Source organism: Flavicella sp. IMCC45537, from assembly GCF_057197705.1.
In genome coordinates, this window is sequence record NZ_CM170067.1 from 1,829,869 (window position 1) to 1,851,036 (window position 21,168).

At 34.0% G+C, this 21,168-nt stretch carries 18 protein-coding genes and 1 tRNA gene; 7 read left to right on the forward strand and 12 right to left on the reverse strand.

From position 1 onward, the window contains the following. Positions 1 to 49 precede the first annotated feature (49 nt). The gene (locus tag AC2DGP_RS07655; protein WP_484492412.1) at positions 50 to 1,363 is read left to right on the forward strand and encodes a leucine-rich repeat-containing protein kinase family protein; all 1,314 of its coding nucleotides are present in this window, start codon (positions 50 to 52) and stop codon (positions 1,361 to 1,363) included. A gap of 17 nt (positions 1,364 to 1,380) precedes the next feature. Here the strand turns inward: AC2DGP_RS07655 and AC2DGP_RS07660 are convergent, their stop codons facing one another. The 9 genes from AC2DGP_RS07660 to AC2DGP_RS07700 form a co-directional block, all read right to left on the reverse strand. Further along, a complete protein-coding gene (locus AC2DGP_RS07660; protein ID WP_484492413.1) occupies positions 1,381 to 1,938 on the reverse strand; it encodes a Crp/Fnr family transcriptional regulator in 558 nt (185 codons plus the stop codon). A 206-nt stretch (positions 1,939 to 2,144) separates the two neighbouring features. Continuing rightward, positions 2,145 to 3,455, reverse strand: a complete 1,311-nt coding sequence (locus tag AC2DGP_RS07665; RefSeq protein WP_484492414.1) for a T9SS type A sorting domain-containing protein — start codon at positions 3,453 to 3,455, stop codon at positions 2,145 to 2,147. Positions 3,456 to 3,579: 124 nt separating this feature from the next. Further along, positions 3,580 to 3,653, reverse strand: a tRNA-Asp gene (locus AC2DGP_RS07670). A gap of 71 nt (positions 3,654 to 3,724) precedes the next feature. After that, positions 3,725 to 4,324 carry a nucleotidyltransferase family protein gene (locus AC2DGP_RS07675; RefSeq protein ID WP_484492415.1) on the reverse strand — a complete coding sequence of 200 codons (600 nt, stop codon included), beginning with the start codon at positions 4,322 to 4,324 and terminating at the stop codon, positions 3,725 to 3,727. 4 nt (positions 4,325 to 4,328) lie between these two features. Beyond that, positions 4,329 to 5,363 carry an XdhC family protein gene (locus tag AC2DGP_RS07680; RefSeq protein ID WP_484492416.1) on the reverse strand — a complete coding sequence of 345 codons (1,035 nt, stop codon included), beginning with the start codon at positions 5,361 to 5,363 and terminating at the stop codon, positions 4,329 to 4,331. Beyond that, positions 5,363 to 7,492 (reverse strand): xanthine dehydrogenase family protein molybdopterin-binding subunit, encoded by a 2,130-nt coding sequence (locus tag AC2DGP_RS07685; RefSeq protein ID WP_484492417.1) that lies wholly within the window; start codon positions 7,490 to 7,492, stop codon positions 5,363 to 5,365. Before AC2DGP_RS07685 ends, AC2DGP_RS07680 begins: the two co-directional genes overlap by 1 nt. Before the next feature lie 5 nt (positions 7,493 to 7,497). Beyond that, on the reverse strand, positions 7,498 to 7,968 hold the full coding sequence (locus AC2DGP_RS07690; protein WP_484492418.1) for a (2Fe-2S)-binding protein: 471 nt from the start codon (positions 7,966 to 7,968) through the stop codon (positions 7,498 to 7,500). A gap of 184 nt (positions 7,969 to 8,152) precedes the next feature. After that, a complete protein-coding gene (locus AC2DGP_RS07695; RefSeq protein ID WP_484492419.1) occupies positions 8,153 to 10,849 on the reverse strand; it encodes a TonB-dependent receptor in 2,697 nt (898 codons plus the stop codon). Positions 10,850 to 10,853: 4 nt separating this feature from the next. Next, positions 10,854 to 11,660: a GLPGLI family protein gene (locus AC2DGP_RS07700; RefSeq protein WP_484492420.1), complete on the reverse strand. Its 807-nt coding sequence runs from the start codon at positions 11,658 to 11,660 to the stop codon at positions 10,854 to 10,856. A gap of 295 nt (positions 11,661 to 11,955) precedes the next feature. On the opposite strand from AC2DGP_RS07700, the gene AC2DGP_RS07705 reads away from it, so the two are divergent. Together AC2DGP_RS07705 and AC2DGP_RS07710 are read left to right on the forward strand one after the other, a co-directional pair. Next, positions 11,956 to 12,534 carry a hypothetical protein gene (locus tag AC2DGP_RS07705; protein ID WP_484492421.1) on the forward strand — a complete coding sequence of 193 codons (579 nt, stop codon included), beginning with the start codon at positions 11,956 to 11,958 and terminating at the stop codon, positions 12,532 to 12,534. Positions 12,535 to 12,571: 37 nt separating this feature from the next. Then, positions 12,572 to 13,186, forward strand: coding sequence for a deoxynucleoside kinase (locus tag AC2DGP_RS07710; protein ID WP_484492422.1), 615 nt, complete (start codon positions 12,572 to 12,574; stop codon positions 13,184 to 13,186). A 56-nt stretch (positions 13,187 to 13,242) separates the two neighbouring features. On the opposite strand, the gene AC2DGP_RS07715 is transcribed toward AC2DGP_RS07710, so the two are convergent. From AC2DGP_RS07715 to AC2DGP_RS07725, 3 genes are all read right to left on the reverse strand, one after another. Then, on the reverse strand, positions 13,243 to 15,546 hold the full coding sequence (locus AC2DGP_RS07715; protein WP_484492489.1) for a sodium-translocating pyrophosphatase: 2,304 nt from the start codon (positions 15,544 to 15,546) through the stop codon (positions 13,243 to 13,245). Positions 15,547 to 15,678: 132 nt separating this feature from the next. Then, positions 15,679 to 16,206: an inorganic diphosphatase gene (locus AC2DGP_RS07720; protein WP_484492423.1), complete on the reverse strand. Its 528-nt coding sequence runs from the start codon at positions 16,204 to 16,206 to the stop codon at positions 15,679 to 15,681. Between the two features lie 218 nt (positions 16,207 to 16,424). Then, entirely contained in the window at positions 16,425 to 17,405 is a 981-nt protein-coding gene (locus AC2DGP_RS07725) for a pyruvate dehydrogenase complex E1 component subunit beta (protein ID WP_484492424.1), read from the reverse strand. A gap of 320 nt (positions 17,406 to 17,725) precedes the next feature. Between AC2DGP_RS07725 and AC2DGP_RS07730 the strand changes: the two genes are divergently transcribed. From AC2DGP_RS07730 to AC2DGP_RS07745, 4 genes are all read left to right on the forward strand, one after another. After that, entirely contained in the window at positions 17,726 to 18,472 is a 747-nt protein-coding gene (locus AC2DGP_RS07730; RefSeq protein ID WP_484492425.1) for an electron transfer flavoprotein subunit beta/FixA family protein, read from the forward strand. 46 nt (positions 18,473 to 18,518) lie between these two features. Continuing rightward, positions 18,519 to 19,478, forward strand: a complete 960-nt coding sequence (locus AC2DGP_RS07735; RefSeq protein WP_484492426.1) for an electron transfer flavoprotein subunit alpha/FixB family protein — start codon at positions 18,519 to 18,521, stop codon at positions 19,476 to 19,478. Positions 19,479 to 19,579: 101 nt separating this feature from the next. Further along, positions 19,580 to 20,188: a bifunctional nuclease family protein gene (locus AC2DGP_RS07740; RefSeq protein ID WP_484492427.1), complete on the forward strand. Its 609-nt coding sequence runs from the start codon at positions 19,580 to 19,582 to the stop codon at positions 20,186 to 20,188. A 139-nt stretch (positions 20,189 to 20,327) separates the two neighbouring features. Next, on the forward strand, positions 20,328 to 21,152 hold the full coding sequence (locus tag AC2DGP_RS07745) for a thymidylate synthase (RefSeq protein ID WP_484492428.1): 825 nt from the start codon (positions 20,328 to 20,330) through the stop codon (positions 21,150 to 21,152). Positions 21,153 to 21,168: the final 16 nt, after the last annotated feature.

The window sequence follows — 21,168 nt, forward strand, 5'->3', positions numbered from 1 at the left end:
TAAAGAAATTTCTCAGGAAAAATATACATTTGCGACACAAAATATTTACATGACACAAACGCTACAAGATTTAAGAACTGGAAAATTATTAGGAGTAAAAACCTTAAAGCTCGCTTGCGACCTTGAAACCTTTCCTAATGAAATTTTTTCTTTAGCTGACACTCTAGAAATTTTAGATTTATCTGACAATAACTTATCCGAATTACCAGAAAACATAGATCAGTTAAAACATTTGAAAATTATTTTTTTCGCTAGAAATAAATTTACTGTTTTTCCAAAAGTATTGGCATCCTGTACGTCATTAAAAATGATAGGTTTTAAATCCAATCAAATAGAAACAGTTCCTGAAAACGCATTTCCAAAATTTTTAAATTGGCTGATTTTGACCGATAACAAAATCACAGTACTTCCTAAAAGCATTGGAAATTGCCATCTATTGCAAAAATTTCTAGTTGCAGGAAATCTGCTTTCAGAATTACCCGAGGAACTACAAAAGTGTACTCATTTAGAGTTATTAAGAATTGCGGCTAACAAGCTAAGCGCAATTCCAAAATGGTTGTTAGAAATGCCAAAACTGTCCTGGTTAGCCTTTGGTGGAAACAACATCCCTGTAGCAAATAATTTTGGTAACAAACTGACTGCTTACAATTTTGATGATTTTGAAATTAAAGAGATTTTAGGAGAAGGTGCTTCGGGAATTATCTCTAAAGCAAGCTGGAAATCTAAAAACAAAGAAGTTGCACTAAAAATCTTTAGAGGTTCTGTAACGAGTGATGGCTTACCAGATGATGAAATGCAAGTTTCCATTGCCGCCGGCCAACATAAAAACCTTATTCCTGTTCTCGGTAAAATAAAAGAGCACCCTGAAGCTAAAAGTGGACTTATTTTACAGTTAATTTCTGCAGAATATAAAAACTTAGGAAATCCGCCAAGTCTAGAATCTTGCACACGTGACACCTTTGAAAAAGATAACAAATTAACAATTTTAGAAGTTTATTATTTATCAAAAAATATTGCTTCTGTTTCACATCATCTTCATACTAGAGGAATCAATCATGGCGACTTATATGCCCATAATATTTTAATAGCAGAGTCTAATAAATGTATCTTTAGTGATTTTGGAGCTGCTTCCTTTTATGAAAAAAACGATAAAGCCTGCAAAAATTTAGAAAAGATAGAAGTCAGAGCCTATGCTTGCTTTCTTGAAGATATTCTTGGACTTGTTACTTCTCAAGAAAAACTTTCTGGTTTAATACTCGATCTTGAAATATTGATAAATGATTGTAAGAATCCAATCGTTGAGCTTCGTCCAAATTTTAGAGAAATTTTAAAGAAACTTAACGCATTACCCATTCCATCATAATGATCAAAAAGAACCACTCAATCTTTCAATTGCCTTTTTAACTTACTTAAAAACTCATGTGTAATCCCTAGATAACTTGCAATATGACGATCAGAAATTTTGGAACAAATGGTTGGGTAAGTTGTCAAAAAGTTAGAATATCGTTCTTTTGCCGTCAAAGAATTACTATGAATCAATCTCCTTTGCCAAGCAACCAAAGCTTTTTGTGACATAACTCTAAATAACTTTTCGATGGCAGGTAATTTATCATACATCTCAAATTTATCACTTCTTTTGATAAGCAATACAGTGCTATCTTCCAAGGCCTGAATATTTAATTCTGATGGACTTTGATTTAAAAAGCTATCAATATCCATTACCCACCAATCCTTCGTGGCGAAATACAAAGTATTTTCATTTCCCTTTGAATCTATAGAAAACACCCTAAAACACCCACTTATCACAAATCCTTCAAATTTATAAACTTCTCCCTGCTTTAGAAGAAATTCTTTTTTACCAATTGTTTGAGAGCTAAATTTAGAACAAAACAAATCTTGATCTTCTTTTGATAACAGAAGGTTCTTAGTAATATTCATTTTTAATAATTCGTAGGACATTCAAATAAGGAATATGTATTTCGATAAAAATAATTTTTTTTATGGAAATACAGTTATTTTATTGAATCATATGACTGCATTTTATGATAATAATAAATTTCCAATGCATACCAACAACTCCTATTAGATAAAAAAAGCCTACTTTTAAAATTAAAAGCAGGCTGATAAAAAAACAATCTCTAAAATTACTTCACTATTAACTTTGTCTTAGATATTCTACCATTATTAGAGATCTCAACAAAATAAATTCCACCTAGAAAATCATCAATAGGAAAGTTTGTAATTTCCGTTTCACATTTAAAATCCTTTATCAGAACTCCTAAAACATCAAAAATTCGTACTCCACTTCCAATCGATGCATGAATATTTACAAAACTATTGGCAGGATTAGGATACACCAAGTTTTGCTCACTCTGTTCTTTTGATACGGATAAAATAGAACTTTCCACCAATTTATCTGTCGCTGGATTTTGAAGTAATGCTTCCATACTTAAATCATGTGTCATTCTCCCCAATCGATCCGCGTCCATATTATTGCCTACGGTAATTTTTTCATTTTGAAACCCCGTGAAATTCAGCGTACCCAATTGGGTAAAAAGAGAAGTTTGTATAGTAGTAATCGTTAACTCCGAGATACCACTCGTATCCAAATTTAGAGTACTTGCCGTGTTGTATTTAACAACATTAATTGTTTGAAAAGCATTCAAATCAACAGTAATTGTTGTACCCGCAGGATGATTACTATTAATAGTTCCTAACATTGTATTAGCTCCGTTTATTTCAACGACACCACCACCAACGGTATTAAACTTTAGCACACCAGCTACCCCTCTTAGCTTTCCAGTTCCTGCACTTGTACCAATATTAGAAATCATCTTGTAACTTCCAGACTCAGCGGATTGATATTGCAAAGAGCCTGTGTGGTCAGATAAGTCAGCTAAATCTCCAAAGACCACATGAGAAGCACTACCCTTGTGAGTGGTCAAATTTCCTGTTCCAATTACATTACAATTAATTTCTAAAGTGTTATCCGAATAATTTCTAATATTCAAATTTCCAATAATATCCAATGTTTTTCCCGCTGCAAATAAAATTTTATTACTTGCTTTTCCGGCAGAAGTATCTATATTTCCAACCGTCATAATTTTCACATCGCAATCAATCGTTAGAAGAGCATTCATCGTATTTTTAATAGGTTTATCTGAATCCAGAGTCAGCACATTATTGACCTCTCCTGAGATCGTGTAATCACCACTTCCCCCCATCTCGATACTTCCAACCGTAACAGAAGCATCAATTGTTGGATTACCTGCGATAGTTGCAACTTCACCTGTTCCAGGTACAACACCACCGCTCCAATTATTAATATTGCTCCATAAAAATTTTCCTGAACCGTCCGCTTCTGTATCCGTAAAAGTTCCTTGTGCGTAACTTTCAAAAAACAATAAGTTTATTGAAATAATCATAATAACGTGTAGTAGTAGTTTTTTAGTCATAATTAAGTTTTTTAGATTTAATTTTAAATTACAAAAAAAAAATAATTCGACAAAAGCCACAATTAATTATAAACATTTGAAAAGAAATAAAAAAAGCCTCAAAACAAATGTTTTGAGGCTTTTGCGGTCTGGACGGGACTCGAACCCGCGACCCCCTGCGTGACAGGCAGGTATTCTAACCAACTGAACTACCAGACCGTTGCTGTTAGCGGTTGCAAATATAGAACTTTATTTAGATGTAACAAGGGCTAACATAAAAAAAAATGAAATTATTTTTTACTAATCATTCTACAGCATTTCTCATAATCTTTAGGTGTATCAATATCAACAAATTCTGTAACCGTATGTAACTGAATTACTGACGATTCATGATTTTTCAATAATTGCTGCGCTCCATTCTCACCTGATAATTGTATCAATTCATCAAAATATATTTTATCAAATAAAATCGGAACTACAGGTTTCTTTATATTCCTATAACCGGATGCGATGATTCCATGAACATTGTTGTCGAAATATTCAATCATTTTCAACAAATGCTTCGAGTTCAAAAAAGGTTGGTCCGCTACCAATATTAAAACTCCATCATACCCATCTAACTTGCTTACTCCTTGGGCTATCGATTTCCCTATTCCCTCTGTCCACTCAGGATTAAAAACAGTCTGAAGATTAAATTTTGACAACTCCTCTTCTACCACATCTTTTCCAGATCCAACAACAACAAAAACATCCTCAGGAAAAACAGAAATAGCCATAGTAACTACACTCCCCAAAAGTGTGCTACCTCTCCATTCCAACAACTGCTTTTGACTTCCCATTCTAGAAGAGCTACCCGCTGCCAAAATCAAACATGCTATATTTCGTTTCATTTCCTTATTTGTAGCTAGGTTTTACTCTTTTATTATGAATTGCTCCTTTTTTATCTTGCAATGACATCACTTTTTCATTCCTCACAACAGATAAAATTTCTGCAATAATAGAAATTGCAATTTCATGAGGCGTCTCCGCACCAATATTCAAACCAGCGGGACCATAAACTTTTTCAAAAAATGCTTCATCAACCTCAGGGTGGTACTCTAAATAAGCATGCAATAATTGTTCTCTTCTCTTAGCGGGTCCTAACAAGCCAATATAAACAGGTTTAGTATCTTTTAATGCCTTTAAAAACAAAACATCTTTGGCAAAGTTATGAGACATAATGACCACAGCTGTTTCAACATCAATCAAGCTTGCATTAAATCCCTCTGGCGTACTTAGAATAACTTCAGAAGCACCAGGAAAATCCAAAATCGATTTTGAACTTTTAGGAGAACAAACAACCGTAACATCCCACCCTGTCGATGCCGCAATTTCACAAAGCTTAACCGTATCATGTTCACCTCCAAAAAGCACCAACTGAAAACATGGCTCCAATTTTTCTTCAAAACATTCCAATCTTGTGCTAGGTTTGATATGTCTATTTAGACTAGTACTCCCTCCAGTATCAAAATATATCATCGAACCCATAGGTAATTCTCCATTTTCAGATGAAAACCAAGACTGTATTACAAACCCGTTCCTTTTACGAAAGGAATCATGGATCAATTCAAGAGTTTCAGAATCCATATCCAATTCTTCTAACAAAACGAATAAAGTCCCTTCGCACCCAAGTCGAAACCTTCCATCATAAGTCATAATTTTCGCAACACCTGATTTAAATACAGATTGTGCTTGTAAAACAACTTCTTTTTCTACGCAGCCCCCACTTATTGCTCCGATTGTTTTTCCATCCTCAAACACCAACATCCTGGCTCCTTCTCGTCTATATGAAGAGCCTTCCACATGGACAACAGTAGCGAGAACCGACTTTTGTCCTGTCTCATTCACTTTAGAATAAGCATCTATTATTTTTCTAAATTCATGTGTCATTATGCGTTTAATTTCAAGTTTTTAACAAAAGGTAATTTTCGTATTCTTTTTCCTGTGGCTGCTTCTATAGCATTCCCGATAGCACCACTTATTGGAGGTAAAGTAGGCTCTCCAAGACCTGTAGGATCCTCATCACTATCAATAAACGAACAAATAACTTCTGGTGTTTCCATCATTCTAATCAGTCGATACTGATCGTAATTTGAACTTTTGGGCTTTCCTTTTTCAAATTCAAAATCTCCATACAACGCATGTCCAGCTCCGTCAATAACACCTCCTACAACCTGATTATCTGCACCAAGGGGATTTACTACAACTCCACAATCAACCACACAATATACTTTTTTAACAACAGGTAACTCATCAATCATCTCAAGCTCTACCACCTCAGCAACATAGGAAAAATGACTATAATAAGCGCTAAACCCCTGATAAACTCCTTTTTTACTTTTTCCCCAATTAGAAAGTTCTCTCACTTTTTTAATAACTGTAGTCATTCTATCTACAGAATAGTTGACTTTTCCTTTTACATCCTTTAGCAATTCCAATCTATATGCTATTGGGTCTTTCTTTAAAGCTTTTGCCACCTCATCTAAAAAACTTTGTTCCGCGAATGCTAAAAAGTTAGAAACCGGTGCTCTCCAAAAACCAACAGTTACCGGACTTTCTATTTTTGCAACTCTAGCTTTATAGTTTGGAACTGCTCCAAACGGAAAATTCTGAGCATTATGACGATACATATTCCAATTCACCGCAGCTTCCGTTAATTGATAACCCGACATAGTCCCTTTCTCAAATGCTGCTTTAAAATTATATTTTACATTTGGCTTATATACTCCACCAGTCATATCATCCTCTCTTGTATACACCAATTTGATTGGTTTTTTCGCCTGATTAGATATAACTGCTGCATCTACCACAAAATCTCCATTTAAACGCCTACCGAAACCACCTCCCATTCTTGTCAATTCCAGCGTGATTTCTGAAACATCTCTATTTAATTTTTTAGCAACATTTTTAACAGAATTTTCCGGGGTTTGAACAGGACCCGCCAATAAAATTTTATCAGATTGTACATCCGCATAAAAATTCATTGGCTCCATACAGTTATGAGGTAAAAAAGAACTTTCATAAACCTCATCTAAAACGGAATCTGCAGTATGGAAGGCATTTTCAATATCTCCCTTTTTACGCAGTTCTTTAAATTCATTACCTGCCAAAAGTTTCAACATTTTAGCATCCCATTCAACAGTTCCTTCCAAGTCCTTATCTGAACTCCACTTTGCTATAATTAATTTCTTTGCTGAAAAAGCAGCCCAGGTGTTTTTTGCCACAACGGCAATATTATCGTCAAATTTCAAAACCTCTTCAACACCAGGATATTTTTTTGCTTCACTGACATCAAAACTAACTAAAGTTTGTCCAAAAGCAGGAGGACGCACCACTGCTGCATAAAACATCCCTTCTTTTCTATAATCTATTCCAAATAAAGGTGCTCCCTTTGTAATTTTTTCTACATCAACATTTCCTTTAGACTGACCAATTATGGAAAAATCTTTAGGTTCTTTTAATTTAACATTAACCGGTATTTCAAGTTTTGCTGCAGCAACAACCAACTTACCATAGCCCAGTTTTTTTCCATCGGAATGCAAAACATACCCTTTTCGTGTAATCAAACTATCGGCAGAAACATTCCATTGTATTGCAGCAGCATTTAATAACATTTGCCTTGCCGTTGCTCCTGTTTGCCTCAAGGGTTTCCAACCTCTTTTTATACTTTGACTTCCTCCGGCTACTTGCCTTTTAAAATTTTGCGTATCTAGTTTTGCTTGTACAACCTCAACATCATTCCAATCTACATCTAACTCTTCAGCAATAAGCATTGGCATAGATGTTTTTACTCCTTGACCAATCTCTGGATTTGGAGAATATATTGTTACTTTCCCTGTTTCAGCTATTTTAATAAAGGCATTAAAATCATGAAAATTTAATTTCTCAACTGAATTTGGTAACAAAGAATCTGGGTTTACAGCTTTTATTAGATTAAAACCAAACAAAATTCCACCACTGGCCAACAATGAAGTTTTCATAAATGACCTTCTATCTGTACTGTTTTGCATTGTTCCCATTATTTTTAAGAATTTGATTGTTTTTCTTTTGCTGCTAATAGAACCGCGTTTTCAATTCTATTATAAGCAGCACACCTACAAATATTACCATGCATTGCCTCTCTTACTTCCTCTCTTGTCGGGTTATTATTCTCTTCAATAAAGGCAGAAGCAGTCATTATTTGACCTGCTTGACAATACCCACATTGTGGTACATCTAATTCTTTCCATGCTTTTTGAATGGGATGATCATTATTTTTTGAAATCCCCTCAACAGTAGTGATTTCACTGCCAACTGCAGCAGATATAGGTAATAAACAGCTCCTAGTAGCACTCCCATTAAAATGTATAGTACACGCACCACATTGACCTATTCCACAACCGAACTTTGTTCCTAACAATCCTAATTCATCTCTGAGCACCCAAAGCAAGGGAGTACTTTCCTCAACGTCAACCTTGTATTTTTTTCCGTTGATTTTTAACTGAAACTTCTTCATAAACTTTTTATTTGTAATAATCCATTCTTAAAAACTGAATCACAAGTTATTAAAATAAAAAAACATAATAATAGGATTTTTTATTCCAACACTATTACTTAATTACCCAACTTTAATAATCAAACAAACTCAAAAAGCAGGAGGTAGTTTAGATCATTTGATTAAATCTCTAACACAAAAAGAACTATAAGTTATATTTTAAAATAAACATGACAAACCTTGGCTGTACAAAATAACTACTACTAGTAACTGTGTTGGCAGCAATAGAAATATTATCTCTATTTAAGGATTTGGTATCTAATAAGTTTGTACCAGAAATAACATATTCCCAATGACTATCTGTCATTCTAAAGCTTAGTTCTGCACTTAAAAAGGCATACTTATTTGAAATTGTTTTTGCTTGATCATGATAATTGTAATAATCATAATCCGCAGTAAAAATAAAATGTTTCAAAAATTTAGCATCAATATTCACAAACGGTTTATCTGTATAATAGACACGATCACCATAATCATTCGTACTTTTCGTATACCCCACTTTGATATTTGGAGCCTTGTTAAAATTTGTTCCTAGATCACCTCCATAGGTATAATTGTACACATTATTTGCAAACCATTCTCCATTTCTAATATTGTAATTTTTCGAATAATTTCCATTAGTACGCAAATTCACTTTTATCTTCCTAAAAGTCCTTCCATATCGAAACCTAGCTGATACGGTCTCATCTGGAAAAATAGAATTAACAGACGTTCTATCCTGTCCAATCCCATTAAATTCTGTATCTGTTTTTATGGTGTTTTCTTTCTTTGTGTAATCAATAGAGGCGTTGATATTGGTATAATTATACATGATAAAACTAAAATAACTCAACGAATATTTATGATAAACCGCACTTTCTAAATTTCTATTTCCAGCATAGACAGAATTGTAATTATTAAACAAAAGTCCCTCTGAAAGTTTTTTAATATCCGTAAACTGATTTGTCATATTATACCTAAAACGAAGATTTTCTGCTTTTTTAAATTGGTAATTCGCATAAAAATCAGGCAACATTCTATACTGCGAAGAACTGTTCTCAGATCCCAACTGCTCATCTTTTGTGGTATAAAGATGTAAAGAAACTCCTGGTTCAATGGTCATTTTTTTTCTTACGAATTTATAATGAACCCCTGAATAAATATCAGAAAACTTAAATAACACATCGTTCACATAACGATCTTCAGAAAACAAATTTTCAGATCCATCATCTAGAATCTGTAATAAACCTGAATTAAACTTTTGATTACTTAACAGAGTTCCCATCGTAAAATTCAAATGACTTTGGTTATTTAATACATAATAGTAATCTACTTTAGCATCTAGTCTACCAGTACTAATAGTTTTATCTTGAAATAAATTATAAAACTCCTGTGCAGTATCTAAAGGGGGAGTTAAGGAAGTATCTACATTTAAAACATCTGAAATTGAATTCAACATAGGCAGTTCTTTTTGATAAAGATACTGTCCTTCAAAAGCCAAGATATTCTTTGGATCGATGGTTTTATATATATTTAAATTCTGAGAAACAGAATAGGGGTCATCATTGTTATCGGTTAGAATATACCCATTCCCCATATCATTCAACTCAGAACTTCTAAGAGAATTCTCTCCTTGCTCCGATTTTTTAATAAACAAATCATAATCCAATTGTAAGTCTACCGATGGTTTATAAACAGTACTAAACTTAAACAACCCCAGTTTGCTCTTCTGATCCGTAGCACTATTTATTTTTTCAATATCGTCGGTATCTTGGTAAGTTTTAGTAGTTAACTCTAACAAATCAGTTTGCGTACCAGAATAAATACCAAAACCACTAAATGAAACTTTCTTATTTGGATTATGATTGAAGTTTGCTGCACCAAATTGCGTATTCAATTCAAAGGCTTTATTATTTTGGGTTGTTGCCAAACCAACTGTATTATTATCAATATTCAAAGAGGTTCCTCCTCTTGAAGACAAATTCCTTAATCCACCTGTAAACCTATAGTAGTCTCTATTCGTAAACGGAACTTGCCCTATATTATTAAAATCCGTTAAAATACTCACACTTGTTTTGGGACTATAAAAAAACACCTTCGGATGCACCAAATATCGATCTTCAACACCTGCACCAGCGGTTACTTCTCCAAACCAAAATTTATCCTTCCCTTTTTTCAATCTAATATTGATTGCGATAGAATCTTCATTGTTGGTAACTCCTTTCATTTGACTCACCTCATTATAATTCCTTAACACTTCTATCTTATCCAAGGCATTTGCAGGAATATTATCTACAGCGACCTTAGAATCACCATCAAAAAAGTCCTTCCCTTCCACCATTACTTTCGAGACTCTTTTCCCTTCAATCTCAATTTCTCCATCGTCATTAATCTCCACTCCTGGTAATTTTTCTAACACATCTCCTAGCTTTCTTTCTGTTCCATTTCTAAAAGAATCTGAATTATAAACAATCGTATCTCCTTTAATTGTCACAGGCATCTCATAAGCTATTTCCACCTCATCTAACAAATCCTTTGTTTCCTTTAATAGCACATCTTTAGACATATCATCTGTAACCCCTACAAGGTCAATGGATACAGTTTTAGTATCAAACCCCATATAACTTACCTTAAACTCATATACTTGACCAGCTTCTAGGCTTATGGAATACCGCCCCTTAGAATCTGTAATTGCGTACTCTGCCATTTCATTCGTTGATGAAGCAAAGGCAATAACATTTGCCATCTCTAAGCCACTTCCAATTGAATCTTTTACGATTCCTTTTATTTTGATAGTTTGCGCACAATTAACCCCAGAATAAAACAACAATAAAACAGCTAACCAATTTTTAAATCCTCTCATAAACTTATTGTTTTGGTCTGTTTCCGCCACCTCCTTGACGACCTTTTCTGAAACGCTCTCTCATTTCTATAGTTTTTTCCTCGACAATTTTATCAAACTCCTCTTCCGTAACTTTTTTACCTTTCTTGGGAGCTTTCAATTCTTTCTTTTCTTTCACATTCAACACTACCTTGGTACATATAACTTGTGTGTCACCTGCATTTACACTTAAAATTAACCCTGGTAATCCCCAATATTTATCAGGCCCCATAGAAACCGGTATTTCTGGTGAGTACCAAACGGCCACAATAGTTTTGGTTTGTAATGAATCTTTACTTTTCGCAAAAGGATTCTCTTTTTTATCAATCGAAGTAGTTGCTTTAAAACAAGTATACTTCCCTATCTTTTTTGTTTCCTTTTCTAACTTCCAAGCAAAAGGCTTCAATGGATCTTCCACTAAAAAATTTTTACCAAAAAACTCCACAGCTCTTTTGGATTCTTTTTTCGCGATATTTTTGTAGGTTTTCCCCATACTCGGTCCACCAAAAATAGAAGCAAACATAGCCCCTCTTCCTCCTTTATCTTGAGTCTCTAATTTTACTTCCTCTTCATAAATAGAGGCTACTTTATTAAAATTTAAAACAAATGTTTTTTGCATTGCCTTATCCATTCGTTCTTGCATACGCTTTTTAGCATCCTCTGGAATTTTTCTTGTTCCAAAATCAAATTGAAATTTAGTCTTTGACATATATACAGCTTCTCCTTGAAAATCTTGAGAAAATGAATAAAATGAAATCAGCATACAACCAATTCCTAGTAATAAGTTTTTCATAGTTGGGTTTTATTTTTAGTAACACTTCTTACTAAGACCAAAGAAACGCAACATGGTTTAATAAGTAACCTTAGTTTTTCAATAAAAGATTCTTAAGTTTTGTAACTTTGTTTTTATGCGATATTTATTATGTTTTTTTCACCTTCTCTATTCCATCAATTTCCACGGACAAACGCAAAGCAGTTTGGTAAAAAAAACAAAGCTCGAAGCGGATCATTTTATTGGATGTGATTATGACTTCAATTATTACTATTTCAGTAATACAATACTCTCAAAACAAACAAAAAACAACATCTTGTCGTACTCAAATTTTCTTTATGGAAATATTAGTTCGGTGGATATTACTAATCCCTTAAAAATTGTAGTTTTTTACCAAGAGTTTAATGTGGTAGTTCTTTTGGACAGCCAATTAAATGAAACCGATATTATTCAACTCCCTTATGACGTAAGTTTTGCAACCAAGGGAACGGCAAATCATCTTTGGCTTTTTACTACAAACACCAAAACCATAGAAAATTTTAATTTTAAAACTCAAACAGTCCTAGCTAAATCTCAACCATTAAAGAATGCAACCGTTTTGAATATGAAAAGTACCGAAAATAATGTTTTTATTCAAACTACAGAAGGAATTAGAACTTATGACTATTTAGGGAATTTTATAAAAAATTATAAAAACAAAAATCTAAAAGACTTTCAATACAACAATAGAGTGCTTTACACCCTACAAAACGATACTATTTTCAGAACAAAAAACGCAGGTCAAGTTATCACTTTTCCAAAACTATCGAATATTGAAAAATTCTACACTTTAAATAATCATTTCTTTATCTTTGACAGTTCTGAGCTATATCTTTTTTCTACTGATAAAAAATAATATCTTAGTACACTAAAACTACTATAAAAATCTATCTATGCACGTAGCGATAGCAGGAAATATTGGAGCTGGAAAAACAACTCTCACAGAACTTTTAGCAAAACATTACCATTGGGATGCGCATTTTGAAAATGCAGAAGACAATCCATACTTAGATGATTTTTATGGTGAAATGGAACGCTGGTCATTCAACCTTCAGGTTTTCTTTTTGAACAGTCGTTTTGATCAAATATTAAAAATTCAAAAAAGCGGTAAAAACATTATTCAAGATAGAACCATCTATGAGGATGCGAAAATATTTGCTCCTAACCTTCATGCAATGGGACTATTGACCAATAGAGACTACAGCAATTATTCCTCTTTGTTTGACTTGATGGAAAACCTAGTAACTCCTCCTGATTTACTGATCTATCTTAGAGCCGATATCAAAACATTGGTAGGCCAAATTCACAAACGAGGTAGAGCATATGAAAACAGCATTAGTATTGAATATCTAAGTAGACTGAATGAAAGATATGAAGCTTGGGCATCTCAATATGACAAAGGAAAATTATTAATAATTGATGTTGATAATATAGATTTTGTTGAAAACCAAGAAGACCTAGGAATGATCATTGATAAAATTGACGCTCAAATCCATGGGCTATTTTAAAACAAAAAAAAGGAACCTCAATTGAGATCCCTTTTTTCATATATTAAATCATGGAATTAACAGTCAGATTCATCTTTCACTGATGTAATTATTTGAACTGTTTTTTCTATTTCGTACATAAAAGAAACTGTTTGAATTACTTCTTTTTCCTCTAAGACTTCTTCAGAAGTAATTTCTGAAGGAATAACCAATTCAATAGCTGGTTTTTCAGCTTCTTTCTTTTTAATATAATCTGCTACTGCAGTATCATTCGCAATACTAGGAGCAATTACCAAGGCTACTACAGACATCAGTTTTAATAAAATATTTAAAGACGGACCAGAAGTATCTTTGAAGGGATCTCCAACTGTATCTCCAACTACAGCAGCTTTGTGAGCATCTGTACCTTTTCTTCCTTGTTCCTCAATCGTTTTTTTAGCATTATCCCAAGCACCTCCAGCATTGGATTGAAAAATCGCCATCAATACACCACAAGTAGTCACACCTGCTAACAAACCTCCTAGCATTTCAGGACCACCTATAAATCCAATCGCAACCGGAACCACAATAGCTAAAACTCCTGGCAATACCATTTCTTTCAAAGAAGCCTTTGTAGAGATGTCCACACATTTATCATATTCTGCCACACCATCCGCAGCATCAAAAATAGCTCTATCCTCATCTGATGCTTTTGACATATCAGAATCATATTTCCTCATAATCTCCAAAGCAGCTTTCAAAGCAGGAATGTCTCTAAATTGACGTCTCACCTCTTCAATCATTGCCATCGCAGCTCTACCTACTGCATTCATAGACAACGCAGAAAAAACAAACGGCAACATACCTCCTATTAATAAACCTGCCATGATAAGTGGTCTGGAAACGTCAATCGCAACTACATTTGCAGTTTTCATATAAGCAGCAAACAAAGCTAAAGCCGTTAACGCTGCAGAAGCAATTGCAAACCCTTTCCCAATTGCCGCTGTAGTATTCCCTACTGCATCTAACTTATCTGTTCTTTCTCTTACTTCACTTGGCAACTCTGCCATTTCCGCAATACCACCGGCATTATCAGAAATAGGCCCATAAGCATCCACAGCCAATTGAATTCCCGTATTTGCAAGCATCCCTACTGCCGCAATAGCAATACCATAAAGTCCTGCAAAATAATGAGACACAATAATAGCAGCCGCAATCAATATAATCGGCACAGCAGTTGACATCATTCCTACCCCTAAACCTGCTATAATATTCGTTGCAGATCCTGTTTCTGATTGAGTGATAATTGAATTCACAGGTTTAAACCCAGTTCCCGTATAATATTCCGTTACTTTTCCAACAGCCAATCCAGCCACTAATCCAGCAATGGTAGCCCAAAAGACTCCCATCGCCCCAAAAGGCAATCCGGAAATACTTTCTGGCAACAAACTATTGATAATAAAATAAGAAGCTACCACCATCAAACCTGCAGAACCAAATTCTCCAATATTTAATGCAGCATGAGGAGACCCTCCATCTTTAACTTTCACAAAAAACGTACCTATAATTGACATTACAATTCCTACTGCAGCTAATACAAGTGGTAAATACACCGCACCAAGACCATTGAAGTCAGGCGTTACAATAAAAGCTCCTAGAACCATTGTACCAATAATAGAACCTACATAAGATTCAAATAAATCTGCTCCCATACCAGCAACATCACCTACATTATCACCTACATTATCTGCAATTGTAGCTGGATTTAAAGGATGATCTTCAGGAATCCCTGCTTCTACCTTCCCTACTAAATCCGCACCAACATCAGCTGCCTTTGTATATATACCTCCACCCACACGCGCAAATAACGCAATAGAAGATGCTCCTAAAGAAAATCCTGAAAGTACGTTTAAGACTTCATTCAGTCCCCATCCTTGAGCACTATACACCATAAACAAACCACTTAAGCCTAATACTCCAAGTCCAACAACTCCAAGTCCCATTACAGCCCCTCCTGCAAAAGCAACCTCAAGAGCCTTTCCTAATGAAGTTCTTGCTGCTTGTGTTGTTCTAACATTGGCTTTAGTTGCTACTCTCATACCTATAAAACCAGCTAAAGCCGAACAAATAGCACCAACGATAAAGGACACGGCTACCATTCCATTGGAATCTGCTTCTGAACTCCCTTTAAAATAAAGTAATACTGCAACAGTCAAAACGAAGATCGAGAGCATTTTGTATTCTGCCTTTAAAAAAGACATGGCACCATCTGCAATATTCCGTGCAATTTGTGCCATTTTTTCACTTCCTTCATCTTGTTTTGAAACCCATGTGTTTTTCAAGAACACAAAGGCTAAAGCCAATACCCCGAACAGAGGTAAATAATTTACGATTAATTCCATCATGTAATAAATTTTGATTTAAATATTAATTTTTGGTTTAGTTGTTTCTAAAATAGGGAAATATAATAGACAAAAAAAACACCGTGTCTAAATTAATAAACACGGTGTTTTCATTTTATGAGAAAAATCACATTAAATTGTAAAGTTTCCTTTCTTTTTATCTTCACTATTCTCATAGCGTTCTACACATTCTTCGTAGATCTGAATAGCAGCTTCAGCATTACCCCAACCGCCTGTATCTACTTTTTTCTTTTCTAAGTCTTTGTAAACTTTAAAGAAATGCTCAATTTCTTTTAATCTATGAGGATTTAAATCAGAAATATCTTCCTTATTACTCCAAATAGGATCTGAAACAGGAACACAAATAATTTTCTCATCCGGTCCTTTTTCATCTGTCATATAGAAAACACCAATTGGACGAACCTCCATTACAACCATTGGATAGGTAGGCTGATGTCCTAATACTAAAACATCTAAAGGATCACTATCCAATGCTAATGTTTCAGGTACGAATCCATAATCTCCTGGATACATCATAGAAGAAAATAACATTCTATCGAAACGGATTTTATGCAAATCGAAGTCATATTCATATTTGTTTCTACTCCCTTTTGGGATCTCTATTAAGACATCGAAAGTTTTTGGTGAATTTACACTCATAGTTTGATTTTATTTGATTGCTTACTAATTTTCCGTAAAAATAGACAAATTAAGTATTCTGCAAATCAAATAGACAAAAATTTACTCCAACGTTTTCTTACTGTTTTAAATGTAAAATTAACAGCAATAAAGCTATCATTTTACATCTAATCTTTAAATCAAAAAATAAGCCTTTTTTCAAAATCGAAAAAAGGCTTATTCTTAAACTATTAAAGTTTTTACTTCACGTATAAAACTTCTTTTACTTCTTTAATTACATCTGTATAATCTGGCAACCATTCTGCCAATAAAACAGGAGAATAAGGAGCTGGTGTATCAGCAGTATTAATTCTCTTGATCGGAGCATCTAAATAGTTAAATGCCTTCTCTTGCACTTGGTAAGTAATCTCAGTAGAAATATTACCATAAGGCCAAGCCTCTTCCAATATAACTAATCTATTTGTTTTCTTAACAGACTCGATAATAGCATCAATATCTAAAGGACGAATTGTTCTCAAGTCGATAATCTCGCAAGAAATCCCTTCTTTTGCCAATTCATCAGCAGCTTTGTATGCCTCTTTGATAATTTTACCAAAAGACACAATCGTTACATCAGTACCTTCTCTTTTCGTATCAGCAACACCTAAAGGAATAATGTACTCACCTTCTGGCACTTCACCTTTATCACCATACATTTGCTCTGACTCCATAAAGATTACAGGATCATTATCACGAATTGAAGCTTTCAATAAACCTTTTGCGTCATAAGGGTTAGATGGTACAACAACCTTCAAACCTGGTGTATTTGCAAACCAGTTTTCAAATGCTTGTGAATGCGTAGCTCCTAATTGACCTGCAGATGCAGTAGGACCTCTAAATACAATCGGACAAGGAAATTGTCCACCTGACATTTGACGAATTTTAGCTGCATTGTTAATTATCTGGTCGATACCTACCAAAGCAAAGTTGAATGTCATGTATTCAACAATTGGTCTGTTACCTGTCATAGTAGATCCAACAGCAATACCACCAAAACCTAACTCGGCAATCGGTGCATCTATTACTCTTTTTTCTCCAAATTCATCTAACATTCCTTTTGAAGCTTTATATGCTCCATTATATTCGGCAACCTCTTCACCAATCAAGTACACGCTTTCGTCCAAACGCATTTCTTCGCTCATCGCTTCGCAAATCGCTTCTCTAAATTGTATTGTTTTCATTGTAGTCATCTTTATGAGACAGCAAAAATAAGGATTTTCAGTTCATAATTGTTAATTAGTTCTCAAAAAAAAAATATTTTCAAGAAATCATATTATTCTTTCACTAAAAAAAATATGTTATCGGAATATTTTTTAAATTATCAATAAAATAAAAGTGTTATATTTATGAAAAACCAAAAAATCCAAAGCCAAAAATGCTGAGATTACTTTAATTATTGTATTGATAAAAATAGATACTCTTCCTTATTAAAATTACATTTTACTAAAATTTTAAGTACCTTCGCATTACTTATTAAATAACATTACAAGTCCTTATAACTATGAAAATATTAGTGTGTATAAGTCATGTTCCGGATACGACTTCCAAAATAAATTTCTCAGCAGATGGTGCTGAATTTGACACAAATGGTGTACAATACGTTATCAACCCATACGACGAATTTTCATTAGCTCGTGCTATGTGGTTTAAAGAAAAGCAAGGAGCTAGTGTAACAGTGATTACTGTAGGTGATGCTTCTACAGAGCCTTCTTTAAGAAAATCTTTGGCTATAGGAGCTGATGATGCGATTAGAATTGATGCAGAAGCTACAGATGGTTTTGCCGTTGCCAAACAACTTGCGGAGGTGGTGAAAGGTAATAGTTATGATTTGATCCTTATGGGAAGAGAATCTATCGATTACAATGGAGCCATGGTACCTGGAATTTTAGCTGCATTAATCGATTATAATTTTATAAACGCTTGTGTTGGTTTAGAAATTGAAGGTTCTAATGCAACAGCAACAAAAGAAATTGATGGAGGGACAGAAAGTTTGTCTAGTTCATTACCTTTAGTCGTTGCAGGTCAAAAAGGACTCGTAGAAGAAAAAGATCTGAGAATCCCTAATATGAGAGGAATTATGATGGCTCGTAAAAAACCATTAGCTATAGTTCCAAGCAACAATGCCGAAGCACTTACTAAAGCTGTTAAATTTGACAAACCTGAAGAAAAAGGAGCTTGTAAAATGGTAGATGCTGGAGCCATTGATGAATTAATTGATCTTTTACATAACGAAGCTAAAGTTATCTAATTAGAGATAACTAAAAAAAATACGTTAACTTAATAACACATAGTATATGTCTGTATTAGTTTTTGCCGAATCATCGGAAGGAAAATTTAAAAAAATTGCATTTGAGGTTGTTTCTTATGGAAAAAAAGTAGCTACTCAATTAGGAACTCAATTAGTAGCGCTGACCATCAATGCAGATAATGCTTCAGAAGTAGCTAGCTACGGAGCAGATAAAATTATCAAAGTATCTAATAGTGAATTAGTTTCTTTTAACGCCAAAATTACTGCTTCTATTATTGAGCAAGCTGCCACAAAAGAAAATGCAGAAGTCGTTATCATTGATTCTAGTTCAAACGGCTTGTATTTAGCTCCTATTGTTGCTGCAAAATTAGAAGCCGGATATGCTTCTAACGTAATTGCAGAGCCTAGTGCTACCGCCCCTTTTACTATAAAAAGAAAGGCTTTTTCTAACAAAGCTTTTAACCATACTGAAATTTCAAGTGCGATTAAAGTATTAGGACTTGCTAAAAACTCTATTGGACTTATTGAAAATCCAACAACAGCCGAAGAAGAAGATTTTTCACCTGAAATTATTACATCAGGAGTAAACTCAACTAGCATCAATAAAAGTGCGGGAAAAGTTTCTATTGCAGATGCAGATGTAGTTGTTTCTGGTGGTAGAGGTTTGAAAGGCCCTGAAAACTGGAATTTGATCGAAGATCTTGCTGATGTTTTAGGTGCTGCTACCGCATGTTCTAAACCTGTTTCTGACCTTGGTTGGAGACCACATGGTGAACATGTTGGACAAACAGGAAAACCTGTTGCTTCAAATTTATACATCGCAATAGGAATTTCCGGTGCCATTCAACACTTAGCAGGTGTGAATGCATCAAAAGTAAAAGTAGTTATCAACACAGACCCTGAAGCACCATTTTTTAAGGCAGCAGATTACGGAATTGTTGGTGATGCGTTTGAAGTTGTTCCACAACTTATTGAAAAACTAAAAGAATTTAAGTCGAAAAACTAACATTTTTCACTAAATTGAGACCATATAAGACTGTTTATACTAATTCGAACTTAACTCGATCTTATAAACAGTCTTTTTTTACACTACAACTAGAAAAAGATATGAGTTTAGTACAACTAGACATTAAAGGGATTTCATACAGTCAAACTCAAAGCGGGGCATATGCATTAGTTTTGACAGAAATTAAAGGAAACAGAACACTCCCAATAATTATTGGGGCATTTGAAGCACAATCAATTGCAATCGCACTTGAAAAAGAAATCAAACCTCCAAGACCTTTAACTCATGATCTTTTCAAAACATTTTCAGAAAGGTTTCAAATAAAAGTACTTCAGGTGATCATTCATAAGCTTGTAGACGGAGTTTTCTTCTCTAGTCTTGTTTGTGAAAAAGACGGAGCAGAGGAAATTATTGATGCAAGAACATCTGATGCCATAGCTTTAGCTACAAGATTTAATGCGCCCATATACACCTATGAGACTATTCTTGAAAAAGCAGGTATCTTTTTAAAATTAGAAGCAGAGGATATTGTAAGTGACACTAGTGAACTTGACATGAATGAATTGTTAACAGAAACTTCAACAACAGAAGATGAAGACCCATTAAAGCGTATGTCGCTTCAAGAGTTAAACAATCAACTTCAAATAGCTATTGAGCAAGAGGACTATGAAACTGCTGCACATTTAAGAGATGAAATTAGCAAACGCTAAATCATTTTTTTTTAGCACTGTTAAACTGTTAATTACTTTTCTAAAAATAAAAACCTAAGTCCTTTTTTAAAAATATGCTTTTGTTATTTTTGTAAAGCTTGTTTTAAATTTTTGAACAAACAAGATTAAAATAAAGAAGATGAAGCAGTATTTAGACTTAGTAAAACACGTACAAGAAAACGGCGTATTCAAAGGAGATAGAACAGGTACCGGAACTAAAAGTGTATTTGGTTACCAAATGCGTTTTGACTTAACGGAAGGATTTCCAATGGTTACTACTAAAAAGCTGCATTTAAAATCTATCATCCACGAACTTTTATGGTTTCTAAAAGGAGATACCAACATCAACTACCTTAAAGAAAATGGTGTAAAAATTTGGGATGCTTGGGCAGATGAAAATGGAGACTTAGGTCCTGTATACGGTCATCAATGGAGAAGTTGGAACAGTGAAGAAATTGATCAAATTCAAGAAGTCATTGAAACACTTAAAACAAATCCTAACAGCAGACGTATGTTGGTTTCTGCTTGGAATCCAAGTGTGTTGCCAGATACCACGGTATCTTTTTCTGAAAATGTAGCAAACAACAAAGCAGCCTTACCACCATGTCATGCTTTTTTCCAGTTTTATGTAGCGGATGGAAAACTATCTTGCCAACTTTATCAAAGAAGTGCTGACATCTTTTTAGGCGTACCTTTTAACATTGCATCATATGCATTATTGACAATGATGATTGCACAGGTTGTTGGATTAGAAGCGGGTGAGTTTATTCATACTTTTGGTGATGCACATATTTACACCAATCATTTTGATCAAATTGAAGAACAATTGTCAAGAGACCCAAGACCTTTACCAACTATGAAAATCAATCCTAATATAAAATCTATTTTTGATTTCACTTTTGAAGATTTTACATTAGAAGGCTATGATCCTCATCCTTTAATTAGAGGAGCTGTATCAGTTTAGTATCTTTTAAGAAACA